This window comes from Aneurinibacillus tyrosinisolvens (genome assembly GCF_001015055.1).
GTDB lineage: Bacteria > Bacillota > Bacilli > Aneurinibacillales > Aneurinibacillaceae > Aneurinibacillus_A > Aneurinibacillus_A tyrosinisolvens.
This window is the reverse complement of record NZ_BBWZ01000006.1, coordinates 20,030-47,016: the sequence shown is the minus strand read 5'-3', so window position 1 is coordinate 47,016 and position 26,987 is coordinate 20,030. Positions and strand designations below refer to the sequence as shown.

The window sequence follows — 26,987 nt, the reverse complement described above, 5'->3', positions numbered from 1 at the left end:
ATGCTTAGCTCAGTTTATCTGCGAGCACTTCAAAAATATCGCCCACTTCCTCCATCTTCAAATCACTAGCGCTGAAATCACTTGGCGTGAATTCACTGTCTTCCCTGGCAGCACAATGATGAATCACCGTAAGTAAATGATGTTGAAACCGCTCCATTAGCCCATCAATCGTACTTTTCAAATATTCCTGCTTATTGAAGGAGCACGACAAACTCAGCTGGCCGCTGCGGACAATACCACTTACGCTCAACGCATACAACGTTTCAGATTCCTGACTGATCTGAAATCCCATATTATAAGGTGATGGGCCAAAAAATTCCGTGTGCACCTCGCTATCAAACTGGCCTAGGTAGTTAAAGCTGATTTCCGGTTTAACCAAGAACGAAAACTCTGGCTTGTGAGCTTCCGCCATTAAGTAGCGGAATATACCGTAACCGATGCCTTTATCCGGAAGCTGCGCAATTTTTCTTTAACCGTTTTGATGAGGTTAGGTAGAACATCTGCCCAATCGATTTCCAATACAACCGGGTACTGTGTCGTAAACCACCCCATTGTCCGGTTTATATCCATTCCCGAAATGATTTCTTCCCTTCCGTGACCCTCCATGTTAATGCATACCTTGGATTCACCCGTCCATTCTTCAACCGTAAAGGCAAGGGCAGAGACCAAAATATCATTCATCTCCGTACGGTAAGGCTGGTGAACCTTTGTGAGCAGCAAGTTAGTTTCTTCCTCCGTTAATTCGAATGACACGGTGTCAGAATCTTTCATCTTGTTATTGCCGATGAAGTTGTCCTTTGGAAGCGGCGTAATATGTTCAGCTTCGATATGCCGCCAAAATTCCGCTTGCTTTAGAAAGGCTTCCCTATTCGCATAGTCCGCCAATTCCTCCGCCCATTGTTTAAAGGAACTGGTTTTTTCCTGGAAAATAATCGACTGTCCTTTGGCAGCTTGAAGATAGCCTGAAGCAAAGTCCTCGAGCAAAATCCGCCAGGATACCCCATCTACCACCAGATGGTGAATGACAATAAGCAGATGGTCACCTTCATCCGTTTGAAAAATTGCTGTTTTCAGCAACGGTCCCTGCGCTAAATCGATGCTGCCTTGGATGCGGTTTGCCTCGAGTCGAATGGTTTCTTCCCATCCATCTCTCTCTGAATCCAGACGGATAACTTCGATATCGGGTACCGCTTCTGCCGGACCCCGGTTGTACTGCACAATTCTCTCTTCTTCCACTGTGTACATCATACGGAGTACATCATGATGCTCGGTCAACTTGCGCAGAACTTGTTCGACCCATTGCGGGTTAAACCCGGATCGAGCATACAGCATCACGGATTGGTTCCAATGGTGCATATCCGTAAACCGCTGTTCAAAAAACCATTGCTGGATCGGGGTTAGTCTCACTTCGCCCTCCACAGCGGACTGATCTGCGCCTCTCACCTCAGACTGCTGCAAATAAGGGCTGACCTGTTCAATCGTCGGGTGCTGGAACACATCTTTCATCTCCAGCTTCCACCCATGTTTGCGCAGTCGGCTGGCCATTTGAATCGCTTTAATCGAATCGCCTCCAAGGGAGAAGAAGTTATCTCCGATGCCTACCTGCTTCATTCCAAGCACGTCCTGCCAGATGAGGCACAGTAACGCTTCCCTCTCGTTTCTCGGCTTCTTATATGCTGCTGCTCCCGCAGCGGTATCCGGCTGTGGCAGCGCTCTGCGGTCCAATTTACCGTTTGGCGTCAGCGGCAACGCTTCGACCCGCACCCAATATTTCGGCACCATATACTCTGGCAGTGCCCGGGCAAGATCTACTTGCAGTGCTTCGAATCCAACCTCATCCGCCAAAACCACGTAGGCAGACAGCGCCGTATCTCCATGGGCATCTTGGATATCTGTAACTGCCGCCGCTTTAACCAATGGGTGCTGCGCCAAATGAGCTTCGATTTCTGATAATTCGATTCGGAATCCTCGGACTTTGACCTGTTGATCGATCCGGCCTATATATTCAATGCTGCCGTCTTTCTGCCATCGCACCAAATCACCGGTGCGGTACATGCGTTCTCCCGGCGCGAACGGGTCGGCCACAAACTTTTCCGCCGTCTCCTGCGGCCGATTGTTATAGCCGCGGGCCAGTCCCCGGCCGGCAATACATAACTCGCCGGCTATGCCTACGGGCTGCACGTGGTTCCCCGCACCGAGAATATAAAGGCGCGTATTGGCAATGGGCTTACCTATGGACAGCGTGCCTTCATCCGGCTCAATTCGCGTGCTTGTAGCCACCACGGTACTTTCGGTCGGCCCGTAGTTATTCACCAGGGTATACCCTCGCTTCACCACCCGTTTGAGCTTGTCGCCTCCTGTTAACAGAATGCGCAGGGAACGGTTATCCAGTTCCATAAACTGCTCGCAAAGCTGTGTCGGCAGGAAGGTAATGGTAATGCCGTGCTGCTCGAAATATTCGTTTAGCCGCACAATGTCCATTCGGATACTTTCGTCGATGATATGCATCTGTGCACCGGCGATCCAGTACGGAAACATCTCCCACACGGAAGCATCAAATCCAAATCCGGCGTATTTGGCACTGCGGTCCTGTTCACTTACAGCGAACGCTTTATTATGCCAACAGCACAGGTTGATCAGGGAATGGTGCTCGACCATGACGCCTTTCGGCTGTCCGGTTGTTCCCGACGTATAGATGATATAAGCCAGGCTGCGAGGTCCCACCGCCGTCTCCAGATTGATTTCATCGGTCGGACTTAGTCCATCAGCCAAGACGGAATCATTTCCGTCCAGCAGGATGACTTCTCCGTCAAATTGCTTCGTTACGGGCAGGTCGGTTTGTGTCAGCAGCACCCGTGCCTCGCTATCGGTCAATATATAGGCAATCCGCTGATCTGGATAGCTGGGATCGATCGGCACGTAAGCGGCCCCTGCTTTGAGGATCGCCAGTACACCTGCGGCCATCTCTAGTGACGGCTTGACCATAATGCCTACCCGCTGTTCCACCCCGATGCCTTTGTCCCTCAACAAGCGGGCCAGACGATTGGCTCTTGCATTCAGCTCCCGGTATGTCCACGTACATCCATTATGCTTTATCGCAGCCTGATCCGGCGTGCGCATCACCTGTGCTTCAAACAACTGATGAATGGTTGTATCCATTGGAACATCCATTTGCGTCTGGTTCCAGTCAACCAGCACCTGGTGCTTCTCTTCATCGGTCATCATTTCGATTTCAGCTAGATGGATAGCGGGATTTACTGCAACACTCCGCATAATCTTCAGCAAATACCCACTCCACTGTTTTATCGTTTCCTCCTTAAACAAATCGGTCGCATATTCCAGTTGAAGATGGATGGTACCTTCATTTTCGAATGCTCCGAAAGTTAGGTCGAATTTCGATGTGCCGTGCGTTGTTTCATGCGGCATAATGCGAAGGCGATCCAGCTGCAATGTTTGGTTATCCGGATTTTCCACCGTTAGCATCACATTGAACAGCGGATTGCGACTCATATCCTTGGGCAGATCCAGCCTGTTGACTAATTCCTCAAACGGATAATCTTGATGTTCCAAAGCCTGCAGAGAGGTTTCCTTTATTTCCTGCAAAAATTGTTTGAACGTCTTATCACTGCTTGGGGCACTACGCAGAGCCAATGAGTTGACGAACATACCCAGCATATCCTTGACTTGAGCGTTCGTTCTCCCTGCTGCCGCTGATCCGACCACGATTTCTTCCTGACCTGATATTTTGCTCAAGAAGATATTAAATACTGCAAGCAACACCATATGCAACGTCGTTCCTGTTTCCAGCATAAGCCTGCGAATTTGCTGTGCCGTTTCTTTTTCCGCGACGAAGCGAACCTGATCGCCGGCAAAGCTCTGTACCGGCGGTCGCGGAAAGTCCATCGGCAGTTGCAGTTCCGGAATGTTGTCTGTAAATTGCTCCATCCAATACCGCTCTTGCTTGCGGATTTTCTCCTGCTGAACCGATTCGCTTTGCCACACCGCAAAATCTTTGTAGTGCAGATCTGGCTTTGATAAATGTCCCCCTCTATACAATTGAGCCAATTCTTTAACGAAAATGCTTATGGAAACACCATCGGCAACAATATGGTGCATATCAAGCAGGAGCATATGCCGGCCTTCGGCAAGCCAAATCAATCCGGTACGAACAAGCGGCGCCAGGCTTAAATCGAACGGACGGATAAACCGCCGGATTTGCTCTTCGGCTTCTTCCTCATTTCCTTGCATGAAGTCCAAATGAAGCTCTACATCATCGTGCACTCGCTGCATCGGAGTTCCATCGATTTGTGAAAACGAAGTGCGCAGTGATTCGTGCCGTTTCACTAACAATCGAAGCGCCTCTTCCAAACGCGCGATATCGAGTTCGCCTTCCATCAGCAGCACGGACGGCATGTTATAGTTGACGGCCATAGGGTCGAATTGATGCAGGATATACATCCGTTTTTGTGCGGAGGATACCGGATAATATTCCTGCATTTTCACAGGCTTTATCGCTGTGAAAACCGGCAAATCTGCGGCATCTGTTTCCTCCAAATAGGACGCAAGCTGGCGGATTGTCGGCCGCTCAAATAGAGCGTTTAGCGGAATGTCCCGCTTTAGCTTGTTTTGGATGTTACCTATTAGCGTCATTGCTTTCAACGAATGGCCGCCTAAATCGAAAAAATTATCCTCAATGCCGATTTGCTCCATACCAAGCGTTTCCTGCCATAGGCTGCACAGTTGTTTTTGAGTCGTACTTTCTGGCGGAACGTATTCAGTTCCCGCCATCATGGCAAACTTGTTTGCTGCAAGGGCTCGCCGATCGATTTTGCCGTTCGACGTGAGCGGGAAGGACTCAAGTTGAATAAAGGAAGACGGAATCATATACTTTGGCAACTGCCCTGATAACCATGTGCGGAGCTCTGAAACGGAAAGTCCTGTATCCGCCGAAAAATAGGCATATAGTTCCTGTACCGCACCGTTCTCCGAATTCGCAATGACCACTGCTTTCTTAACATGCTGATGTTTCAGCATGGCCGCTTCAATCTCGCCAGGCTCAATCCGGTATCCGCGAATTTTGACCTGATCATCCAGCCGTCCCAAAAATTCGAGGGTCCCATCCGGCTGCCTGCGCACCCAATCGCCTGTTTTGTACATGGTTGCCCCTGGAACGAACGGATCCGCCACGAACTTCTCCGCTGTTACTTCCGGTAAATTCAAATAGCCGCGACCCACCCCATCTCCAGCAATGTGCAGTTCACCCGGTACACCCGGGGGCTGCAGACGGCCGTATGCGTCCAGGATGTACAGGCGGTTGTTGCCCAATGGCTTGCCGATGGGTACATAAGGGCTTGTGTGATGGACAGCGGAGCTCTCCAGTACGACATCGAAGGTGGAGGCATCCACACAGCATTCCGTTGGACCGTACACATTAGTGATAATCGGTGCCCTTCCATGCTCGGCAAATAAGGCAAGTACGTCCCGTACCGTTTCATGCGGCAGCGCCTCTCCACCAATTAGCATCTGTCGCAGACTTACCCCCTGTAGATTTCCTGCAGCCAGCAGCAGCTGCAGATGCGCCGGCGTCCCGTCTGTAATATCGATCTCCTGGGACCGGTAATAGGCAGCAAGGGCTTTCCCGTCTGAAGCGGATGATCGTGGCACGATAAATAGGGTGTGGCCTAACAGCAGCGAAGCGAAAATTTGCTGCACGGACGCATCAAAATGGAAAGGAGCCAGCAGCGCCACATGCAAGGCCGTATCATCGTAATGGGAATACACTTGCCTGCGTAATCCTTCAACTAAATGAAGAACCTGGCGGTGCTCGATCATGACCCCTTTCGGCTTCCCGGTCGTTCCGGACGTATAGATGATGTAGGCTACATCGCCTGCCTGACTGACCGGCTCCACAGGTTCAACGCTGCTCTCTGTGCGCTGAACATCATCGTGAATGTCTATGATCTCTCCCTCGTACGCCCCACAACGGTCCGTACATTCCTGCTGTGTGATAAGACACCGAGCACGGCTATCTTCTAGAATAAATCGAATCCTGTGCTCTGGATTTTCAGGATCAATTGGCAGGTACGTCCCACCTGCCTTCAAGACAGCCAAAATAGCAACAATCATATGGGAAGAACGATTAAGAAGAAGTGCCACCGCGTCTTCACGGCCGATTCCCCGTTCTCTAAGCACCCCCGCCAATCGATTGGCCCTCTCGTCCAGCTCCCGGTAAGTCAGCTTCTCCTCTTCATCCACAACTGCCACACGATTGGGCGCTATCAATGCCTGTTCTTCAAATTGGCTGTGAATCATCTGGTTTGTCGGGTAAAGTACCCCGGTATCACTGCTTTCTTCAAGCAGTTGCCCCCGCTCCGCCAAAGAAAGCATCTCCATCTCAGCTAGGCGGATTTCAGGATTGTCCACAGCCGTTTGCGCGATTTGCAGCAAATGTCTGCTCCAGCGCCGTATCGTCTCCTGTGTATACAGCGCCGTAGCGTAATCAAAGCTTAGACTAATCCCCTCTTCATGTTCGACGGCTTCCAGCGTCAGATCGAATTTGGCCGCAATGGGAGGGATGGAATACGGTAAAATGTTCAGATTACCCAACTGCAGCTGCGGGATGTCCATATTTTGCAAATTGAACATCACGTTAAAAAGTGGACTGCGGCCAGTGTTTCGCTCTAAGGGCAACTTCTCGATAAGTTCTTCGAATGGGTAGTCCTGATGCGCAAATGCCTGCAGGCATGTTTCTTTCACTTCAAGCAAAAACTGTTTGAATGTTTTACCGCCTTCCGGTGTACTGCGCAGAGCAAGCGTATTGACAAACATGCCCGGAATGTCCTTGATTTGGGCATGTGTTCTTCCTGCTACAGGAGAACCAACAATGATTTCTTCCTGTAAGGAGTATTTGGAAAGAAATACATTAAATGTTGCCAGCAAAAACATGTAGATTGTTGTACCCGTCTCTGCCGTGAGCTGGTATATCCGCTTGACAAAGTCTCCGTCCATGCTAAAAGCGAACCGTTCCCCTGCAAAGCTTTGCCTGGATGGACGGGGAAAATCTACGGGCAAATCGAGAACCGGGATGTCCCCGGTGAATGTGTCTAGCCAAAACGTTTCCAGCCGATTCAAGCGCTCCTGCTGCAGCGCAGGATTGTTTTGCCACACCGCAAAGTCCTTATAGTGCAGTTTCGGTTCAGGCAGGCTTTCTCCTCGGTACAGCTGGACCAGTTCACGGATGAAAATTCCCGTGGAAACGCCATCTGATATAATATGATGCATGTCAACAAGAAGAAGGTGACAACGCTCCGAGAATCGTATCAGTCTGCCCGCACCAATGGGGCATGGTGCAAATTGAATGGGCGGACGAAATTGCGGATGAGCGTCCCGGCATCTTTTTCTGGCGCCGACTTGCAATTCATGTGAAACGGAACATGGTTATGTATTTTTTGCACAAGCTCCCCTTCGACCATTTCAAACGATGTCCGCATCGTTTCATGCCTGTCGATTAAAACCTGGAAAGCAGCTTCCAGCCGGGGCTTATCCAGGTCCCCCTCCAGTAAAAGCGAAGCTGGAATATTATAGGATACACCAACCCCTTCGAGTTGGCTTAAAATGTACATTCGCCTTTGTGCGGAGGATACGGGATAATGCGGTTGAAACGGAGCCGGTTCTATAGCTGCTACGGTGTCCTCCTCCGCTTCCTGTAAATACTCAGCAAGCTTGCGGATCGTTGGCCGCTCAAACAATACTTTTATCGGCAAATCCTTCTCAAATTGCTGGTGAATCTTCGTCGTGAGCAGCATTGCCTTAAGCGAATGCCCGCCAAGCGAAAAAAAGTCGTCATCGATGCCTATCCGATTCACGCCAAGCACATCCTGCCAGATATCAACCAGCCGTTCTTGCAACTCATTGCCCGGCCCCTGGTATATTCCTCTTTCCATCCCGGCTTGTGGCTCTGGCAATGCCTTGCGGTCCAATTTGCCGTTGGAAGTCATCGGCATCTTCAGTAGTTGAATACAGTGGGTAGGCACCATGTAATCCGGCAGGTCGATAAGGAGCGTTTGGCGCAATTCGTGGATCGGCAGTTCTTTCTTTGCAACAAAGTATGCGCACAACACCTGGTTTCCCTGCTGATCGGTACGAGCCAGCACCGCCGCTTCGGTGATTGGTTTTATTTTCAACAACTGATATTCTATCTCGCCGAGTTCGATGCGGAACCCTCGGATTTTCACCTGGTGGTCCATTCTTCCGAAATACTCCATTTCCCCATTAGGCAGGAAACGAGCCAAATCTCCTGAACGATAAAGGCGCTCTCCCGGTTTGTGTGGATTGTCAAGAAACCGCTCTGCCGTCAGCTCAGGACGATGCAAGTATCCACGCGCCAGGCCAAGGCCGGTTACATACAGTTCGCCTATGACGCCAACGGGTACGGGGTTCAAATCCTTGTCCATAATATAGCAACCTAAAGTTGGGATCGGAACACCGATGTTCGAGGTGTTCTGGTGAATTTCTTCCTCACCGATTTCTTTAAACGTCACATGAACGGTCGTTTCTGTAATACCGTACATGTTGATTAATTTGGTGTCGGGATATTTCTCATACCACTCCTTAAGCATCAGCGGTTTTAATGCTTCACCGCCAAACACGACATAACGGATGTCTAGCTCTAGCTCCTTGTTTGATTCCATTAGCTCTCGCTGGATGAGCGATAAAAATGCGGTAGGCGTTTGGTTTAATACTGTCACCTTCTCCCTAATTAAAAGCTCACGGAACTCGCCTGGTGACTGCGCAATATGTTTCGGCACTACAACCAGCTTGCCTCCGTATAGCAGTGCACCATACATCTCCCACACGGAGAAGTCGAAGCAGAAGGAGTGAAACATTGTCCACGCGTCCTTTTCGCTAAACATAAATTGGAGCTTGTCGTTAATCAATAGACGGACTACGTTCTTGTGGGAAATCATCACACCTTTGGGCTTGCCTGTAGTGCCGGAGGTATAAATGATGTAACATAAATCGTCTGGCGAGTTCACCGGATCTAAATTCGCGGCATCTCCCGGGCCGGATGCAATGGCAGCCAAATCCAGCGTTTCCCCTATGAAATCAACGTGCTCTATCAAATGTTTCTGCGTCAGCAAAATCTGGGTTCCGCTGTCTTCCAGCATAAACATGATGCGATCAGGCGGGTAGTCAGGATCAATCGGCAGGTACGCTCCGCCAGCCTTAAGAATCGCTAGCATGCCTACAATCATTTCGACAGAACGTTCCGTCATGATGCCCACAATATCATCGGGTCCAATGCCTTTTCCGCGCAGCACTTTGGCCAGCCGGTTTGCCTTCTCATTTAATTCGCGGTACGTCGTTTGCTGATGGTCAAACACCACCGCCAGATTGTCCGGCACACGTTTCACTTGTTCCTCGAACATTTCATGGAGGGTCTTTTCCCGTGGGTACTCCGCCTTCATATGGATAGGTGTTTCAAGTACTTCCTCTCTTTCTTCTTTTGATAAAAAGCATACCCGGCTTATCTGTGTCTCGGGTTCGCGAACCATCGCTCGGGCCATACGGGTCAAATGTCCGGCAACTTTCTCAATCCATTGCCTATCATATACAGAAGCGTTATACATCATTTTGATTGTCCACTCATCCCCAGGAAAGGCGATGAGGTTGAAATCATAATTCGTCTGCTCAAATCCCCCTGCAACCTGTACAGAAAAGCCCAATCGCTCCTCGAAATTTCCATCCTCAAGTTCTCGGTCCAATGGATAATTTTCAAAAGCAAGCAGATGGTTGACCAGATGATGATGTAAAGCTGAACGATTTTGGATTTCATACAGCGGAACGTAATCGTACCGTTCCGCCTCCAAGGCGTTCTGCTGCACAGCAAGAAAAAGATCGGCGAAAGTGGCATCTTTCTCCATCTGCAGACGAACCGGGATGGTATTAATGAACAACCCCACCATGTTTTCAATTCCATTAATGGCCGAGGGGCGCCCGGACACCACCGTGCCGAACACCACGTCGTCTGTATTGTTGTACCGACTGAGCAGGGCGCCCCACAGGGCTTGGAACAAGTTGGGAGCCGTCACCTGGTAGCGGCTGGCCACCTGCTTAATGGACGAGATCAACTCTTCATTCCAAACCAGGGAAAATTCCTCGTTCTGGTACGATTCATTTTCTGATGCTCGTTTCCATCGAGGCAGCGATGCAGACTCTTCGAATCCCGCTAAACGTTTTTCCCAATAACGAAGTGCTTCGTCTTTATCCTGTTTTCCCAGCCATTTAATATAGTCGACGTACGGCCTTTCTGGTTCAACAGGCACCGTCAGGCCGGTGCGGAATGCCTCATAGTATTGAAACAGCTTTTTCATCAGGACCCCTAAACTCCAACCATCGATTAAAATATGGTGATTGCTCCAAATGAAGTGATATGTTTCATCCGTAAGCTGAAACACAGCAACCCGGAACAACGTATCTTTTGCCAAATTAAATCCCTTGGCCTGGTTTTTCCCTTTATACTCTTCCAAGTACTCCTTTTGATATGCTGGTTCCATATCCATGATCTTCTCAAAATGCACCTTCGCCTGGCGTTCAGCGAGTACAATTTGACGGGGACGCTGAACCTGCTGATGCACAAATACCGTGCGGAGAATATCATAAGAACGGAGTAGATATTCTATGCTTTTCTCCAAAACAGCCAAATCCAAATCCCCAGTAATGCACAGTTCCAATTGCGTAAAGTAAAAGGATGAATCCGGCTCAAGTATGGAATGGTACATCATTCCTTCCTGCATGGGCGTCAATGGGTACACCCTTTGAATCGCTTGTTGGCTCATAAGTCACCTCATTCAAAGTTATAATGCATTTAAAAAATCTCCAGCAATTTATCAAGTTCTTCTAATGTAAGTTCATCGTCTCCTAAATCGCTCGGTGTCAGCACACTTTGGTTCTGATGTAGACAGTGTTCAATTAGGAAAAGCAGTTGTTTTTTGAAACTTTCGCTCAAGCGAATCATCGTTTGGTCTTCATATTCCAGCGAATTGTAGGCAAACGTCATGGATAAGACGCCCCCTTCAATAAACCCGACAATGTCAATCGGATTCACTTTCTCCGATTCAAGGCTGATAGGGTTCCCCGCCGACAAAGAGGAACGTGTGAACAACCCCGGTTCGTCCGTTTCGGTAAACTGCCCCAAGTAGTTGAAGCTAATTTCCGGTTTGCTTGGGAAGGTAAGACTAGATTTATACTCATTCGCCGTCAAATAGTGAAGAACACCATAGCCGATTCCTTTGTTCGGAATATGGCGCAAATCCTCTTTTGTCTGTTTAATCTGGTAGGCGATATCCCCAGAATTCTTCATATCCAGCAGGACCGGGTATTGACTCGTAAACCAACCAATCGTGCGTGATACATTCATATCCTCCATGATTTCTTCCCGTCCGTGCCCTTCAAGGTTAACCAGCATCTGATTGTGTCCGGTCCACTCCTGAACGGCAAGTCCCAATGCGGTCAGCAAAATATCATTCATCTCGGTACGATATGCCAGGTGAACACGGGTGGTCAATTGTTCCGTCTCGCTTGCGGTGAGTGAAAATTCGACTGTCTTCGCATCCCGCATCCGCCCGTCGCTCGTTTCATAATCTTTTGGCAGGGGAAGGGCTCCTACCTTCTCCAACCTGCTCCAATAATCGATTTCTTTTAGGAATGGTTTGGAATTAGCATATTCTTGAAGCCGGGCTGCCCACTCCTGATAAGAATGGGATTTGTCAGGCAATACGATCGTTTCGCCCTTTTCAGCTTGAAAATACCCAGTCGTGAAGTCTTCCAGCAAAATGCGCCACGACACTCCGTCAATCACTAGATGATGAATGACAATCAACAGATAATCTGCTTGTTTTGTTTGAAATAGCGCTGCTTTTAGCAAAGGTCCCTGGGATAAGTCCATGCAGCCCTGGATCCGTTCACTTTCAAGCAGAATGGCTTGTTCTGCTTGATCTGAAGGCATATTCAGCGGAATGACTTCTAGCCCAGGTACCACATCCGCCAACCCACGATTGTACTGAATAACTCCATTTCCTTCCTTCGTATACACGATTCGTAGTGCATCATGGTGCTCCATTAATGCATCCAATGTTTGCTGGACAAGTTGAGGTTCAAAACGAGAAGTTGCACGCAGCATAACGGACTGATTCCAATGGTGCATATCGGTAAAGTCCCGCCCAAAAAACCAATGCTGAATTGGGGTTAGTAGGACTTCCCCTTCGACAGGTGCCTGTTCCGCCAGTTCTCCCTTCATCCATTGCAAATAAATGCTGACCTGTTCGATTGTCGGATTCTGGAACAAATCTCTCATCTCCAGCTTCCACCCATGTTTGTGCAGGCGAGCTGCCATTTGAATCGCTTTAATCGAATCGCCGCCAAGGGAGAAGAAATTGTCACCAATGCCTACCTGCTTCGTTCCAAGCACATCCTGCCAGATGCGGCACAGTAATGCTTCCGCCTCGTTTCTTGGTCCCCTATACTCCTCTTTTCCTGCCTCGGCATCTGGTTCCGGCAGCGCTCTGCGGTCCACTTTGCCATTCGGCGTCAGCGGCATCTTCTCCATCTGCACGAAATAGGAAGGCATCATATAACCTGGCAGGGAGTGGGACAATTTCGTGCGTAAAAACTCTGTCGATAATTCCCGCTCGCCGACAAGATAAGCGCACAAATAATTTTGCAGGGATTCATCCTGCCGAGTGATCACCACCGCTTCATCGATGCCATCCACCTGCATCAATCGAGACTCGATTTCCCCTGGTTCAATTCGGAATCCGCGAACTTTCACTTGATGGTCGATCCGTCCTAGGAATTCGATACTGCCGTCCGGCAGCCATCGCGCCAAATCTCCCGTCCGGTACATCCGCTCCCCGGGCGAAAATGGATTGTCCACAAATTTTTCTTGCGTCAAGTCCAGACGATTCAAGTAACCACGTGCTACACCATCACCGCCTACGCACAATTCTCCCGGCACACCAATGGGCTGTGGGTTGTTTGTGGCATTCACGATATACGCCGTGGAATTGCCGATTGGTTTACCGATTGGAATCGGTTCTTTGTACTCTTTATCGATTAAAAAACAGGTGGAGAAGGTTGTATTTTCCGTTGGACCGTATCCATTCCAAAGAGAAAGTCCAGGACAAACACGCCTAACCTGATTGACATGATAAGGCACCAAAGCATCTCCGCCGATGATTAAATGCCGTACGGTTTTGAACATTTCCGCATTTTCTTGAGCAAGCTGATTGAACAGTGGAGAAGTAAGCCACATGGTCGTAATTCGATGCTGCTGCAAAAATTGCGTGAAATCTGCGACATCCAGTAAAACCGGCTTGGGAACCGGGTATAAGGTTCCCCCATGCAACAGGGCTCCAAATAACTCGAATGTGCTTGCGTCGAAACTAATGGCTCCTGTTTGAACCATTCTGCATGTTTCGTCCAATGGAATGTACCCGGCATTTTTCACCAGGCGCACCACATTGCGATGTTCAACCATCACTCCTTTGGGCTGACCTGTGGAACCAGACGTGTAAATGATGTAAGCCATATCTTTCGGTTGATTTACCTGCGTAAGATTAGTCGAATCGGCCATTTCTTGTGCAGGATCATCAATGTAAAGCAAATCCACCCGTTGTAAATGGTCGGTAAACGGTCGCTGGGTCAGTACAAGAGCTGCACCGCTGTCTGCGATTAAATAGTTCACACGCTCTTTCGGATAATCCGGATCAATCGGCAAGTACGCGCCGCCTGCTTTAAGAATCGCAAGGATACCTACCACCATATCTATGGATTGCTCTACCATAATGCCCACAATACTTTCTGCTTGCAGCCCCTTGGCTCTTAATGTTCTTGCCAATCGGTTCGCCTTTGCGTTCAACTCATGGTACGTAACTTCCTGATTATTGAAAACAATGGCCACGTTGCCCGGTACGCGTTCCACCTGCTCCTCGAACAACTCTTGGATCGTCTTCTCCTGGGGATACTCCCTATTTGTATCGTTAAACTCGATTAAGATTCGGTGCTTCTCCGCTTCTGTCAGCATTTTGGCTTTCTCCAGCTTGACATCCGGTTCTGCTGTAATATGGCGCAGTAGTTCGGTAAAATGCCCGATCCATCGTTCAATTGTTTCCCGCTTAAACAGCGCCGTATTATATTCCATGCTGCATGCTATCGCGTCATTTTGCTCCGTCATGAAAAGTGACATGTCAAATTTTGCGATTTTGTACTCAAATGCATAGGGCTCCAAATGTGCGCCCTCCATCTTTAGCTCCTGCATGTCCATGTTTTGCAGCACGAACATCGTGTCAAAGAGCGGATTGCGGCTCATATCCCGCTGTACCTGAACTTTTCCAACCAACTCCTCAAACGGGTAATCCTGGGATTCATATGCTCCTAGCGCCGTTTGCTTCACTTCCTGCAAGTAGGCTGCAAATGTTTTCTTTTCGTGCGGATAGGTTCGCATGGCCAGCGTGTTGACAAACATCCCAACGGTATTTGCTACTTCCGCATGGGGTCTGCCAGCAATCGGAGATCCTACAATTACATCATCTTGTCCGGTCAGCTTGGCCAACAATATGCCGTATGAGGCTAGCAGCACCATGTACAGCGTGGTTCCTGTTTCGTTGGCCAGTTTATTCAGTGCCCGCGACAACGCGGAGTCCAAAACAAAGGCTACCCGATCCCCCGCAAAGGTTTGTACTGCCGGACGTGTAAAATCCGTCGGCAGGTTAAGCACCGGGAGCTCTCCAGCGAATTGTTCCAGCCAGTAAGCTTCCTGCTTTTGGTACACTTCCGTTTGCAGGAATGAGCGCTGCCATACGGCATAGTCTTTGTATTGGATATGTGGGGGTTCCAGCGTTTCACCTGCATACAATTTTGTGATTTCCTCGATTAGCACACTTACAGAGATCCCATCGGAAATAATATGATGCATATCGAACAAGAGAAGGTGGTGCTCTTCAGTGAGCCGTACAAGTTCTACGCGCATGAGCGGTGCTTCATGTAACGCGAACGGGCGGATAAATTCACTGATAATCCCGTCGTCGTCCTCCCCCGCTTCCCGGTACGAAACGTCAAACTCCACCTCCTTATGAATCCGCTGCACCGGTTCGCCTTCGATCATCTCAAACGACGTGCGCAGCGCTTCATGCCGCCGAACAAGTTCCCTTATCGCTGATTCAAACTGTTCCCGCTTTAGTGGGCCTTTGATACGCAGTACCGACGGCATGTTGTAGCTCTGCTCGGCACCTTCTAACTGCTGCAGCACATAGAGCCGTTTCTGCGCTGACGACACAGGGTATACTTCCTGCACTTGCGCCGGTGTAATGGCATCATATGAATTCTCTTCTGTAGCGAAAACCATTTGGGCCAGTGCTGCTACTGTTGGGGATTGGAACAGCCCCTTAAGCGGTACCTCCACATGCATCGTCTGCTGAATGTATGCCAGCATCATCATGGCCTTTAACGAGTGTCCGCCAAGCTCGAAGAAGTTATCATTCACACCCACCTGCTCCATACCGAGCACTTCCTCCCAAATCTTCGCAAGCCGGGCTTCGGTTTCAGTGCGAGGCGCCACATACTCTGTCCCCCGAGCCGCACTCAAGTCTGGTTTCGGCAGGGCTCTAAGGTCTACTTTCCCATTGCCGGTAAGCGGAAGTTCCTCTATCTGTATAAATTCGGAAGGAATCATATAAGCAGGCAATTCTTTCGCTGCATACTCACGCAACTCACTGTTGGAAATTGAAGAATCCGTCACAATATACGCGCAAAGCCTTTTTTCTCCTGATGCTGTGTCTACGGCAAGGACAACGGCTTCGCGAATCGATTCGTGCCTTCGTAAGTGATGTTGAATTTCCCCTAGTTCAATCCGTTGACCACGAATTTTCACCTGGTGGTCAATCCGTCCAATAAATTCAATGTTGCCGTCTGGCAACCACCTTGCCAAATCACCCGTCCGATAGATTTTTTCGTTTACCGCAAAGGAATGAACGGAAAACTTCTCGGCAGTAAGTTCGGGACGATTTAAATAGCCGAGTACAAGCCCATCTCCCCCTACGCACAGCTCCCCTGCCACACCCACCGGCTGGGGCTGATGATTTGAATCCACAATATAAACCGTCGTATTGCTTACAGGCTTCCCGATCGGGATGGCCACAGCATCATCCACCACTTCATCTACGGGATAATACGTGGCAAACACTGTGCTCTCTGACGGACCATACATATGTAACAGTTTCCCTTTGCCTGCCGCCATAAGTGCCCGGCGAACATGATCAACCGATGCCCGCTCCCCTCCAAACAGCACCTTGCGAATACCGCCAATGCAATCAGGGTACGTATCGACAAGCAGATTAAACAAAGCCGTTGTAATCATCAAAACCGTAATCTGTTCGTGTTTAATAACCTGCGGTAACCGTGAGATATCCAATACCATTTCCTTGGGTATAATCACAAGCTTCGCCCCGTTTAACAACGTTCCGAACATATCAAACATAAATGCATCAAAAACATAATTGGAGAGGCCTAGCAATGTGTCTTCCTGGGTAATTTGTAAATAATTTGTGCATTTTACCGTCCGCAGGATATTGGCGTGTGTCACCATGTTTCCTTTTGGCGTTCCCGTCGTACCCGACGTATAGGTAAGATTGGCTAAATCATGGGAATTTATCGGGATGTTTAAATTGGAAGCATCTCCATGGTAGGAATTCTCATCATCCGTCAGCACATAGGAACCGGCAAAGTCGCCTTCTTTCGCGAGATCCAGCAACGCATGTTGGGTCAGCAGTACCGAAGCACCGCTGTCGGTAAGAAAATGTTTAATCCGCTGTTTCGGATGCTCAGGATCAATAGGAACATAAGCCCCCCCGGCCTTCAAAATCGCCAGGATCCCCATAATCATCTCGATCGAGCGGTCAAGAAGCACAGCCACAACCGCTCCATTGTGAATGCCCTTCGAATAAAGTGTTCTAGCCAGTCGATTCGCTCTTTCATTCAAATCTTCATACGTTAACGATGTTCCTTCGTAGACAAGTGCTGTTTGACCTTGGGACAGATTAACTTGTTCCTCGAAAACCTCTACGATAGTTTTCTTCTTCGGATACTCCGTTGCCATTGGATTAAAGTCAATCAGCAGTTGATGTTTTTCCTTCTCTGCCAATAAACGAATATCCCCACCCGTGTCGTCGAATCGATGGCAATCGATTGCAGGAGGTTCAAGTAATGTCCCAGCATCCGTTCCACCGTATCTTTTCGAAACAGCCTGGTGTTATAATCCATATCGATTTTGATGCCATCCATCTCTTCCTTTGCCTGCAGCGTCAAATCAAATTTCGTAATGTGAAAATTCGTTTCGTGGATAGACAGCCTCATCCCGCCAATTTCCGGAATATCTTCAAACGCATTCTGCAAACTGAACATCGTGTCGAATACGGGATTCCTGCTTAAATCCCTGGACAGGTTTAATTTCTCCACCAGCCGCTCAAATGGATAGTTTTGATGTTCAAAAGCATTCAGTACATTATGGCGCACGTTTTGGAGCAATTCGGTAAAAGTGCTTTGCCGATCAACCCTTGACCGGATAGCCAGTGTATTAACAAACATGCCGACAATGCCATTCAAATCGGCATGATTTCTTCCTGCCGTAGGTGTCCCGATTACAAAATCCTCTTGCTCCGTATATTTTGCAAGCAGCATGTAGTAAGCGGACAATAACACCATGTACAATGTAGCCCCATTTTGTTCCGCTAGCCGGTTGAGCTTCTGTCGCAGTGCGTTATCCAAAACGATGGACACTCTGTCGCCTTCAAAGCTTTGGACGAGCGGTCTGGGATGGTCCGTCAAAAGCTGCAGAACGGGAAGTTCCCCGCTGAGCGACCTTACCCAATAGTCCTCTTCTGCTTGGTAGGCATCCTCGGCGTCTCCTCTTTGCCATACGGCGTAATCTTTATATTGCAGTCGCAGCTTTGGAAGCTCTTCCCCTCCATATAATTGAGCCAGTTCGCTTAATATAATTCCGATGCTAACTCCATCGGAGATTAAATGGTGCATATCGAACAGCAGCATATGTCTGTTCTCTGCCAGCTGAACCAATCCTATTTTCATCAGGGGCGCCTGGCTGATGTCAAACGGCTGGACAAAAGACGCAAGTACGGATTCTACCGAACCATCGCTGGATGACAGCACTGCGATTTCAAACGGCACATCATCGTGAACTTTTTGCCTGGACACACCGCGGATGGACACAAAGGACGTCCGCAGTGCCTCGTGTCGGTGAATCAGTTCGCGAAATGCCCATTCCAAACGCTGAATGTCAACCTTGCCCTCCAGTGTGACGGCTGCTGGCATGTTATAACCCGTCCCGGTAGCTTCCACCTGGCTGACAATGTAGATGCGTTGCTGAGCAAAGGATAGAGGATACGTCTCACTCGTCTCCGCAGGTTCAATAGATACGAAGGCTTTGTGTTCTGCCCCCGCAATATATTGGGCGATAGCATGAACGGTAGGCGTCTCAAATAAGACCTGCAATGGAACTTCCACACCGCATTCTTTATGCACGCGGGAAAGCAGCGCCATTGCCTTAAGCGAATGTCCTCCCAGTTCGAAAAAATGGTCATATACTCCGACTTGTTCTACCCCAAGCACATCCTGCCAGATTACCGCAAGTTTTTCTTCCCATTCATTGGCGGGAGACACATAATCTTTAGCGCTCGCGGCAGTAACCTCGTGGTGGAGCAGCACTTTGCGGTCTACTTTTCCGCTTGAGGTCAGCGGGATTTGCTCTAGTAGAACAAAATAAGACGGCAGCATATAATTCGGAAGTTCTTTGGACAGGTGATTTCTTATCTCTGCAATGGAGAACGGATTGCCCGCAGTTTTTAATACGACATAAGCACAAAGTTCCGCTCCCATCCGCTCATTTGGACGAGCCAATACTACCGCTTTCTGGATGTGGACATGCTTGCGCAGAACCGCTTCAATCTCGCCAGGCTCAATCCGGTATCCGCGAATTTTGACCTGATCATCCAGCCGTCCCAAAAATTCGAGGGTCCCATCCGGCTGCCTGCGCACCCAATCGCCTGTTTTGTACATGGTTGCCCCTGGAACGAACGGATCCGCCACGAACTTCTCCGCTGTTACTTCCGGTAAATTCAAATAGCCGCGACCCACCCCATCTCCAGCAATGTGCAGTTCACCCGGTACACCCGGGGGCTGCAGACGGCCGTATGCGTCCAAGATGTACAGGCGGTTGTTGCCCAATGGCTTGCCGATGGGTACATAAGGGCTTGTGTGATGGACAGCGGAGCTCTCCAGTACGACATCGAAGGTGGAGGCATCCACACAGCATTCCGTTGGACCGTACATATTGGTCATGACCGGTGCCGTTCCATGCTCGGCAAATAAGGTAAGTACGTCCCGCACTGTTTCATGCGGCAGCGCCTCTCCACCGATCAGCATCTGTCGCAGATTTACCCCCTGTAGATTTCCTGCAGCCAGCAACAGCTGCAGATGGGCCGGCGTCCCGTCTGTAATATCGATTTCCTGGGACCGGTAATAGGCAGCAAGGGCTTTTCCGTCCGAAGCGGATGATCGCGGCACAATAAACAGGGTGTGGCCTAACAGCAGCGAAGCGAAAATTTGCTGTACGGACGCATCAAAATGGAAAGGAGCCAGCAACGCCACATGCAAGGCCGTATCATCGTAATGGGAATACACTTGCCTGCGTAATCCTTCAATTAAATGAAGAACCTGGCGGTGCTCGATCATGACCCCTTTCGGCTTCCCGGTCGTTCCAGATGTATAAATGATGTAGGCTAAATTGCAGGAACCTGCGCTCTCAGGTAAATTCCCGTTTTCCCCTTCGTTCAACAACGCTTCGTCAAGCACCAATATTTCCGTGTTCACCGCTTGCAAATCATAACGTTGCAGCAAATGTGATTCGATAATGAGCAGTTTCGCTCCCGCATCATGCAGCATAAAATGAATTCTTTCCTCAGGACTACTAGGGTCAATTGGAACGTACACCCCGCCAGCTTTCAAAATTCCAAGAATAACTGTTGGCATCCATCCTGAACGCTCCATCAATATGGCTACCGGGGTATCCGGACCAATTCCTTTTGCCCGTAAAACTCGCCCCAAACGATTGGATTGCTCATTCAATTCTTTGTAAGTAAAGCGTTGTTCCTCGTTATGTACTACGGCTGTCTGTTCCGGAATTGTTGCCGCCTGTTCTTCAAATAACCCATGAAGCGTGGTATCTCTAGGATAAGAAACCCCAGGACCGCTGCATTGTTTGAGAAGCTGTTGTTTTTCCTCTTCTGCGTACAGTTGCAGCTCACAGAGCTTTTTAGCCGGATGAGCCAGCGCGTCTTTAAGCAGCGTCATCATGCAGCAAAACAAATTTTCGATTTCATCTTCGTTGAATATTTCGGTGCGGTAATCGATATCCATAGCCAAAGTCCCGGTATCCCATCGTTCTTTTACATGGATAGAAATATCATTGATTTCATTCCTGCTAAATAGAGGTTCGCTAAGGTACGAAATATTTTCTTTTTGATGCCACTGCATCACCTGAAATTCTAAAGAAACTCCAAACAGCTTGCTTACATTCCCGTGTTTCTCCCGCAAATCATTGACAAGCACATCATAGGGGTATTTTTGGTGTCGGATAACAGTGACGAGAGCTTTCATCCTTTGGCGAACAAAGGAAAGAAAATCCATATTTTCGTCGACATTCGTTCGGATAGGAATAGTGGAAACAAACATGCCCAGCATGCGTTTTTCCTTCGCATTCGTTCGGTTGGCCATGAATGTTCCTGCTGCTACATCGTTTTGTCCGGTTGCCCGATACATATAAATGTGCAAGAGCGAAAGAAATAAAGAGAGTTCACTGATGTTATATTCTTTACAAAACAGCTGAAGGTCTCTATATAGCGATTCGGGAACGATTTTGGAAAAACGAACCGCTTCGGTGCTTATCCGATAGGATTCACTTCGCTTTAGCGATGTAAATTCTGGAATGGATGAAAATTGAGCATTCCAGTATTCCTTATCTTTCCGGAAACGTTCCGAACGCTCATAAGCCAATTCGCTTTGTATATGCTCCAAATAGGAAGGATGCTCAACTCGAGGTTCTTGGACCCCTTTCACCAGCTCCAAATACAAATCAATAATTTGATTCGCCACTAGCACCATGGAAATTCCGTCGGAGATGACATGATGAACTTTTGCAAAAAACCAGCTTTCTCGATTGCTGATTTTAAATACAGCACAATCAAACAAATCCGTGTCATAAAGCGCCATGGGTTTGTCCGCTTCCGCCTGTCCCCACTCCATAGCCGCATGAAAATCCCCACTTGCACTATAGTCAAAGCATTTGATGTCAAATTCCTGATATTCTGATAGATATTGTCTCGGTTCGCCCCCGTCATTTAGTGCCAATCTTAACCGCATCGAGTCATTTAATCGTATGAAATGCCGGATTGCATCCACCAATAAATGGGGGTCAATTTCCGTCTCTGATTTTAGTTTGATAAAACCACCTAAATTCGAAATGCTTGTCCCAGGATAAAATTGTTCGGTATACCAAATTCGTTTTTGCGCATGAGTTAGCGGGTAATACACTTTTTGCATCATGATTCCTCCTTCATTCCTGGTCTATATAAATAAAAGAATCCACCCGAATAAAGAGATGGATTCCCCTATTTACTCGGTAACCTGTCAACCATAACATCATGTGGTAACCTGATGTCTTAGGCCATGGCTTTGCGTCCCTATGTTTCCATAGGTTTGCCTTTAACAAGTTTTCAATTTTCTACAGGCTGCGTTGTTTTTATGATCCCATTATGACACTCTTAGAGAAGAATTTTGTATTCTTATTGTGTGATTAATGTAAAATTGTGAATAAAAAGTATATAATCCCATTTTATCCCACACACTTACTGCATAATGTCTGTAGAATTGAGCCTCAGACAACGGGATAACTTTTTTTGAAATAACCGTTACATTTACAGGTAAACGTTCAGAAACAACTTGTACAAAAGATTGTGACTCGTTCGCTTTTCCTGCAAATATCGATGGGAAAAGAACAGCAAGAATTAAAAAGGCTGCTACACCGAGTCCTAAAGTTTTTCTGCTTAGTTTAAATTAAATACTCCCTTTCCAACATTGGCTATTATGTAATCTGATGAAATTATTCCATTTTTCTTACTCACTGAATATGGTAAATTGGTGTTAGCCCTTAAATATTGTAAATTTTTTGTAAATGTTTATAAATTTGGATTTATAAAATCTAGGTATTAAGGTGGCCGAACCAGAAACTAGAAGAAAAAGGTTTGTAAAGTTGGTTATTTAAACATTTAAAAAGACCGAACAAAACAAGAAAAATATCAAACAAGCAGGCGTAAAGGACGAGGATGGATTATGATAGAAAAGAAACAAAAAATAGGGAAAACAACAGAATTTTGTAATAAATAGGCTTAAGGGGCCGCAGAATAAATAGTTAAATAAACCCGGACATTTTTTTATTCAAATATCAACATTGCGCTTTAACAGAGCCAAAACAAAAAAGCCGCTGCAAAAAAGGAAAAAGGAGCCAACATAAAAAATCCATGAGATCGATATAAAATCTGATAGATATCCACTTCCGATGATTGCAATACCTGAAAAAATAGACGTCCAAAAATGGTACGATCCAATTTTACTTCCCCGGTTTTTTTCTGTTGTAAAGTCGGCAAGAATAATTTTTTCCATCGTTTTCTGGATTGCCCCGCATGCACCGAGGAAAACTTGAAGAACATAAATTTGCTGAATCGTCGTAACGATAGGGAATAGCAAATAAATAAATGCCATTATCCAAGAACTAAAAGAAAGATAGAGAAGATTTCCGTTTTTCTCAAAATGTCTTCCGATCCAAAGATGAACAAATGCAGAGCTAAGTGTAAACAAACCATAGGATAGCCCAAACTGCAAAAAACCCAGTCCTGCTTCCTTAATGAATATAAGGTAAAAAGGAATGAAATATTCTTGCAAAAGATCTGTATTGTTTTCCTCATCATTTAGGAGAAATAAGACGTCAGGACGCATCGCTTGATTTCTTGTAAGAATCTCCTGTTTATCTGAAGCGTACATATTTTTTTGTATACGCCAAACTAAATTTTTTCCCGTATCAGAATAGCGAGACAAACCGAAAAGAAATTTATTCAATGCTACATTTTTTTCTTCTTGAAGTGCAGTTGTCGCTGGTTTTTTCCTGGTTTTTATATAGTTTGTTGCATACAAATCTGTTAGAAATGCTTCTGGAGCACTTGAAAGACGAGCGATATGCAGATCAATGTTTGGATTTCTTAATACCGCCGCTTTGCACACGAATAATCTTCTTTTCTTTATCCAACGAAAGAATTTTACTGTACGATTTCATGTCCAAAAGAAGCGCATTTGGATAGAAAATATGCCCACCCTGACTATGCCTCGAACCTGCGATAGAAACAGGAAGGTTTTTTTTATTAGCTTCTTGGAGTGCTTTTTTAATCCCATCTTCTCCTTGGGTTTTTACAATTTTATTTACATGCACCGGAACTAAACGGCTTACATCATGAATTAATAGTGGGTCATTGCTTTTTTGTTTTCCTAATGAATACAAAAAAACAGCCCCGTATGCCATGAATAAAACGGAACATAAAATGAGTACTTTTCTTTTCAAAAAAACACCTCTTTTCGCTTCTTCTTTTTAGCTAAAAATAATAGATTGGTAACCATTAACAAATAATGTAGTAGTAGTATATGATATTATACACGACACCACGGAGCACCATCGCTTTAATATCTGGTTTATTACCATTAATTTTTACAAGAGCCTTCCCCAAGCAATTGAAGAATAACAAGAGAAAGGAACGCCCAAATAATCGCGATTATACAGTTGTCTCCAAAATTTGCCCCCGGGCGCATCCAAAATCCTGCAGGCTTAATTACCTTTGTAGTCATCTTTCCCATCTACTTTCTTCAGTTTCGTGTTTATTGAACTATCAATTCCTGTTAGTTCAGTAAGACAATAAAGAGGCTATCTCAAAAGTCATGAGACAGCCTCAACAATGAACTTCCGTTAGTCATTTGATGGGTTCGACTCGCTAGCTGCATAAACCATCCATGCCGCTCCGAGGCACCACAAATGATGGAAGAGTTATCGTTCTTCCATGGGAGAACGTTGAGGAAGCATTAAGCTGCAGGCGAGCATAGCCTCCTCTTGTTGCTCTACTTCAATCCAGTTTATTATCATGGAAATGATGAATCTGCTCTATTTTTTGTCCAAATATCTGAGGTGGAGTGATGTCATTCATTTGCAGATAGCTTGAAATTTGACCACGATGATGAATTTCATGCTCTGCCATTGCCATAAACATTCGCCAGGCGCTAACTTCATAACCAGAAAAAGTTTTTATCTTCTTCCTTAAATCACTTTCAGTCAAATCCTGCAATCCGGTCATGACAATCGTATGACATTCGTTCAAATAGTTCATTGTCCCTTCTAGCGTTCTCCCCTTCTCCTCACCGTGGCCAACATAATACCATTCATTTTTTTTAACTGCTTGGAAAAACATTAACTCAGTAGCACCCAGATGGCGAATAATATCACCGAACGAGAATTTATCTTCTTTAATCCGCCAGTCAATAAGAGAGTTGGGGATAGTTTTAGCATAGTTTAAGGTCCTCTTTCTTATCCCTTCAAAATAAGATATAAATTCATTAATATTTAGCATCGCCTTCTCCTCATCTTTTGATTTGAACGTTCGCATCTAGAAACCGTTTGGTCTCCTTTTATTCGAAAAAAATGGCTTTATTTAGCCGGTGAGAATTTGAGATAGGTAGCAATATATGCAGAAAGATGATTGATCATTTGATCTAGATAACTTGCATCTTGATATAAACGGCTGAGCATGAGTGCTCCTTCAAGAGAGGATACAAACAATGAGGAAACATATTGAGGATCAACGGAAGGATTAATCTCCTTCTTTTGTATCCCCTTCATGATAATTTTTTGTATGGTGAGCAGCAATCCATCCATTGCCATTCGAACGTGATGACGAAATCCAGGGTTTTTATCATCCGATTCAATAGCAGCGTTCATAATGGGGCACCCACCTGGGATTGGCGTATCTTCAAATAGCGTTCTAAAGGCATCAATAAAAGCAGTTAACTTTTCGAGGCTGTTTCCTTCACTTTCTAAAGCTTGACTATAGTGCTCGCCCATAAGGTGAATCGCATAATGAAAGGCGTTAACTTCCAGTTCCTCTTTACTGTCAAAGTGACGATAAATCCCCCCCTTCTCCAACCCTGTAACTTTCATCACATCGGAAATTGAAGAATCTGCATATCCGTATTGATTAAAAAGAATAGAGGACTTTTCAATAATCCTCTGCCTGGTACGTTCACCTTTTCGCATGCTTACCCTCTTATTTGAGACTTATCGGTTCCTTTTTATTTTATATTTAAGTATAAAAGAAGTCAATGAATAGTTAAAATATTGCGACATCAGGAAAACAGCTTATCCTTTTCCTTATGAATTTCTTCGCAGTTTTCTCTGTGGATTTTCCTGTATAATGGGTACATACCAGGCAGTTGAGAAGAAAGGGATAACCATGCTAACGAATCAAGAAAAAGATGACGTAATCTATCTGGCTCGACAGGTCATGCTCACGCACCGTGACGTGGAATGGGAAGGATGGAAGCAGCTTGTTGAAGATGAACTGCTACAGCAAGACTGGCCAATAGAAAAACGGCAGGAAGCGTTGAAGCTCGTAGGGCTTTTTAAGAAAAAGGAACTTTAATGTTAGAGGGACTTACAATAAGAATTGACACGTCCGAGCAACAAAAAACGAGAAGCAGCCACTACAGCCGTTTCTCGTTTTTTTGACTCCTCTACCAAATGCTACTGAGACTCTTTTAACAGGCGGCGCAGCACTTTACCCGAACTCGTCGCAGGCAGCTGGTCCCGGAACTCCACCACACGCGGACACTTATATACCGCCATATTCTCCTTCGACCATGCCGTAATCTCCTCAAGCACAACGACCGCTTTTACGCTTTCTCCCCGTACTTCATCAGGAATCCCAATGACCGCAGCCTGCCTGATAGCCGGATGGTGCAGCAAAAGCGCCTCCACATCTTCCGGAAAAACGCTATAACCGGAGCACTTCATCATTTCCTTTGCCCGCCCGATGAAATACAAATACCCGTCCTCATCCAGATACCCGATGTCGCCCGTACAAACGTACCCGTCTTGCAGCGCTTTCCCCCTACGTCTCGACCGCTATATTGCTTGCCATTCCGTTTAAAAAGATTTCAATGAAGGTTTTGGCGACATCAATGTCGGGCACAGGCCCCGCTGGATTAAACCACATATAACTCCAGTTACAGGCGCCCAGCACAGCGAAGGTCATCATATCTGCTCGCAAATCGCTGCGGAATTCTCCGCTTTCAATGCCCTGCTCTATCATATATTGAAAGTTCAGACGAAAACGGTCGCGTTTTTCCAAAATTTCATCAAGGTAGGAGTCTTTCAAATTGACCAATTCACGGAAAAAGATGCGCGCACTTCCCCCATGGCTTTCAATCCGGTGGATGAGCATGTAGACGACATCAAAAAGCTTCTCTCTCCATGTCTTATCCTGCCGGTCGATAATCAGCTGCTCAAGGTTTAGAATCTCATCAATGTATCGTAAGTGAATCTGCATAAGCAGTTGTTCTTTGCTTTTGAAATAATAGTAGAATGTCCCTTTGGTTACACCCAGGGCGTCCACAATATCCTGAATCGATGTTTCGCTGAATCCCCTTTTTTCAAACAGTTCTATACTTTGTTGTAACAGTTTTTCTTTCATTCTGTCTGACCCCTCCCTGTCGTTCTCTCTATTCTAATAGAGACACACCGGTTCGTACATCATTTTGCTAGTGCTAAA

At 46.8% G+C, this 26,987-nt stretch carries 6 protein-coding genes, 3 pseudogenes and 1 riboswitch; of the genes and pseudogenes, 1 reads left to right on the top strand and 8 read right to left on the bottom strand.

The genetic code is table 11. The features are described from left to right. Positions 1-4: 4 nt before the first annotated feature. The 6 genes and pseudogenes from MBEAL2_RS07630 to MBEAL2_RS07605 all read right to left on the bottom strand — a co-directional run bounded on the left by MBEAL2_RS07630 (position 5) and on the right by MBEAL2_RS07605 (position 25,474). Positions 5-10,838, bottom strand: a pseudogene (locus MBEAL2_RS07630) (non-ribosomal peptide synthetase). Positions 10,839-10,867: 29 nt separating this feature from the next. Beyond that, a pseudogene (locus MBEAL2_RS07625) lies at positions 10,868-21,669 on the bottom strand (non-ribosomal peptide synthetase). A gap of 75 nt (positions 21,670-21,744) precedes the next feature. Then, positions 21,745-21,840: riboswitch (cyclic di-GMP riboswitch) on the bottom strand. Between the two features lie 723 nt (positions 21,841-22,563). Further along, positions 22,564-23,403, bottom strand: coding sequence for an MFS transporter (locus tag MBEAL2_RS07620; RefSeq protein ID WP_236692714.1), 840 nt, complete (start codon positions 23,401-23,403; stop codon positions 22,564-22,566). Further along, a complete protein-coding gene (locus MBEAL2_RS07615) occupies positions 23,366-23,737 on the bottom strand; it encodes an FAD-binding protein (protein WP_047151738.1) in 372 nt (123 codons plus the stop codon). The genes MBEAL2_RS07620 and MBEAL2_RS07615 overlap by 38 nt, the downstream gene beginning before the upstream one ends. A gap of 553 nt (positions 23,738-24,290) precedes the next feature. Further along, on the bottom strand, positions 24,291-24,791 hold the full coding sequence (locus MBEAL2_RS07610) for a DinB family protein (RefSeq protein WP_047151858.1): 501 nt from the start codon (positions 24,789-24,791) through the stop codon (positions 24,291-24,293). Between the two features lie 77 nt (positions 24,792-24,868). Continuing rightward, a complete protein-coding gene (locus MBEAL2_RS07605; protein WP_047151737.1) occupies positions 24,869-25,474 on the bottom strand; it encodes a TetR/AcrR family transcriptional regulator in 606 nt (201 codons plus the stop codon). Positions 25,475-25,631: 157 nt separating this feature from the next. Between MBEAL2_RS07605 and MBEAL2_RS07600 the strand changes: the two genes are divergently transcribed. Beyond that, positions 25,632-25,859 carry a hypothetical protein gene (locus MBEAL2_RS07600; protein WP_047151736.1) on the top strand — a complete coding sequence of 76 codons (228 nt, stop codon included), beginning with the start codon at positions 25,632-25,634 and terminating at the stop codon, positions 25,857-25,859. A gap of 101 nt (positions 25,860-25,960) precedes the next feature. Here the strand turns inward: MBEAL2_RS07600 and MBEAL2_RS07595 are convergent. Beyond that, positions 25,961-26,341, bottom strand: a pseudogene (locus MBEAL2_RS07595) (class I adenylate-forming enzyme family protein); the annotation flags it as partial. Continuing rightward, positions 26,328-26,909: a TetR/AcrR family transcriptional regulator gene (locus tag MBEAL2_RS07590; RefSeq protein ID WP_047151734.1), complete on the bottom strand. Its 582-nt coding sequence runs from the start codon at positions 26,907-26,909 to the stop codon at positions 26,328-26,330. The pseudogene MBEAL2_RS07595 and the gene MBEAL2_RS07590, both read right to left, overlap by 14 nt. Positions 26,910-26,987: the final 78 nt, after the last annotated feature.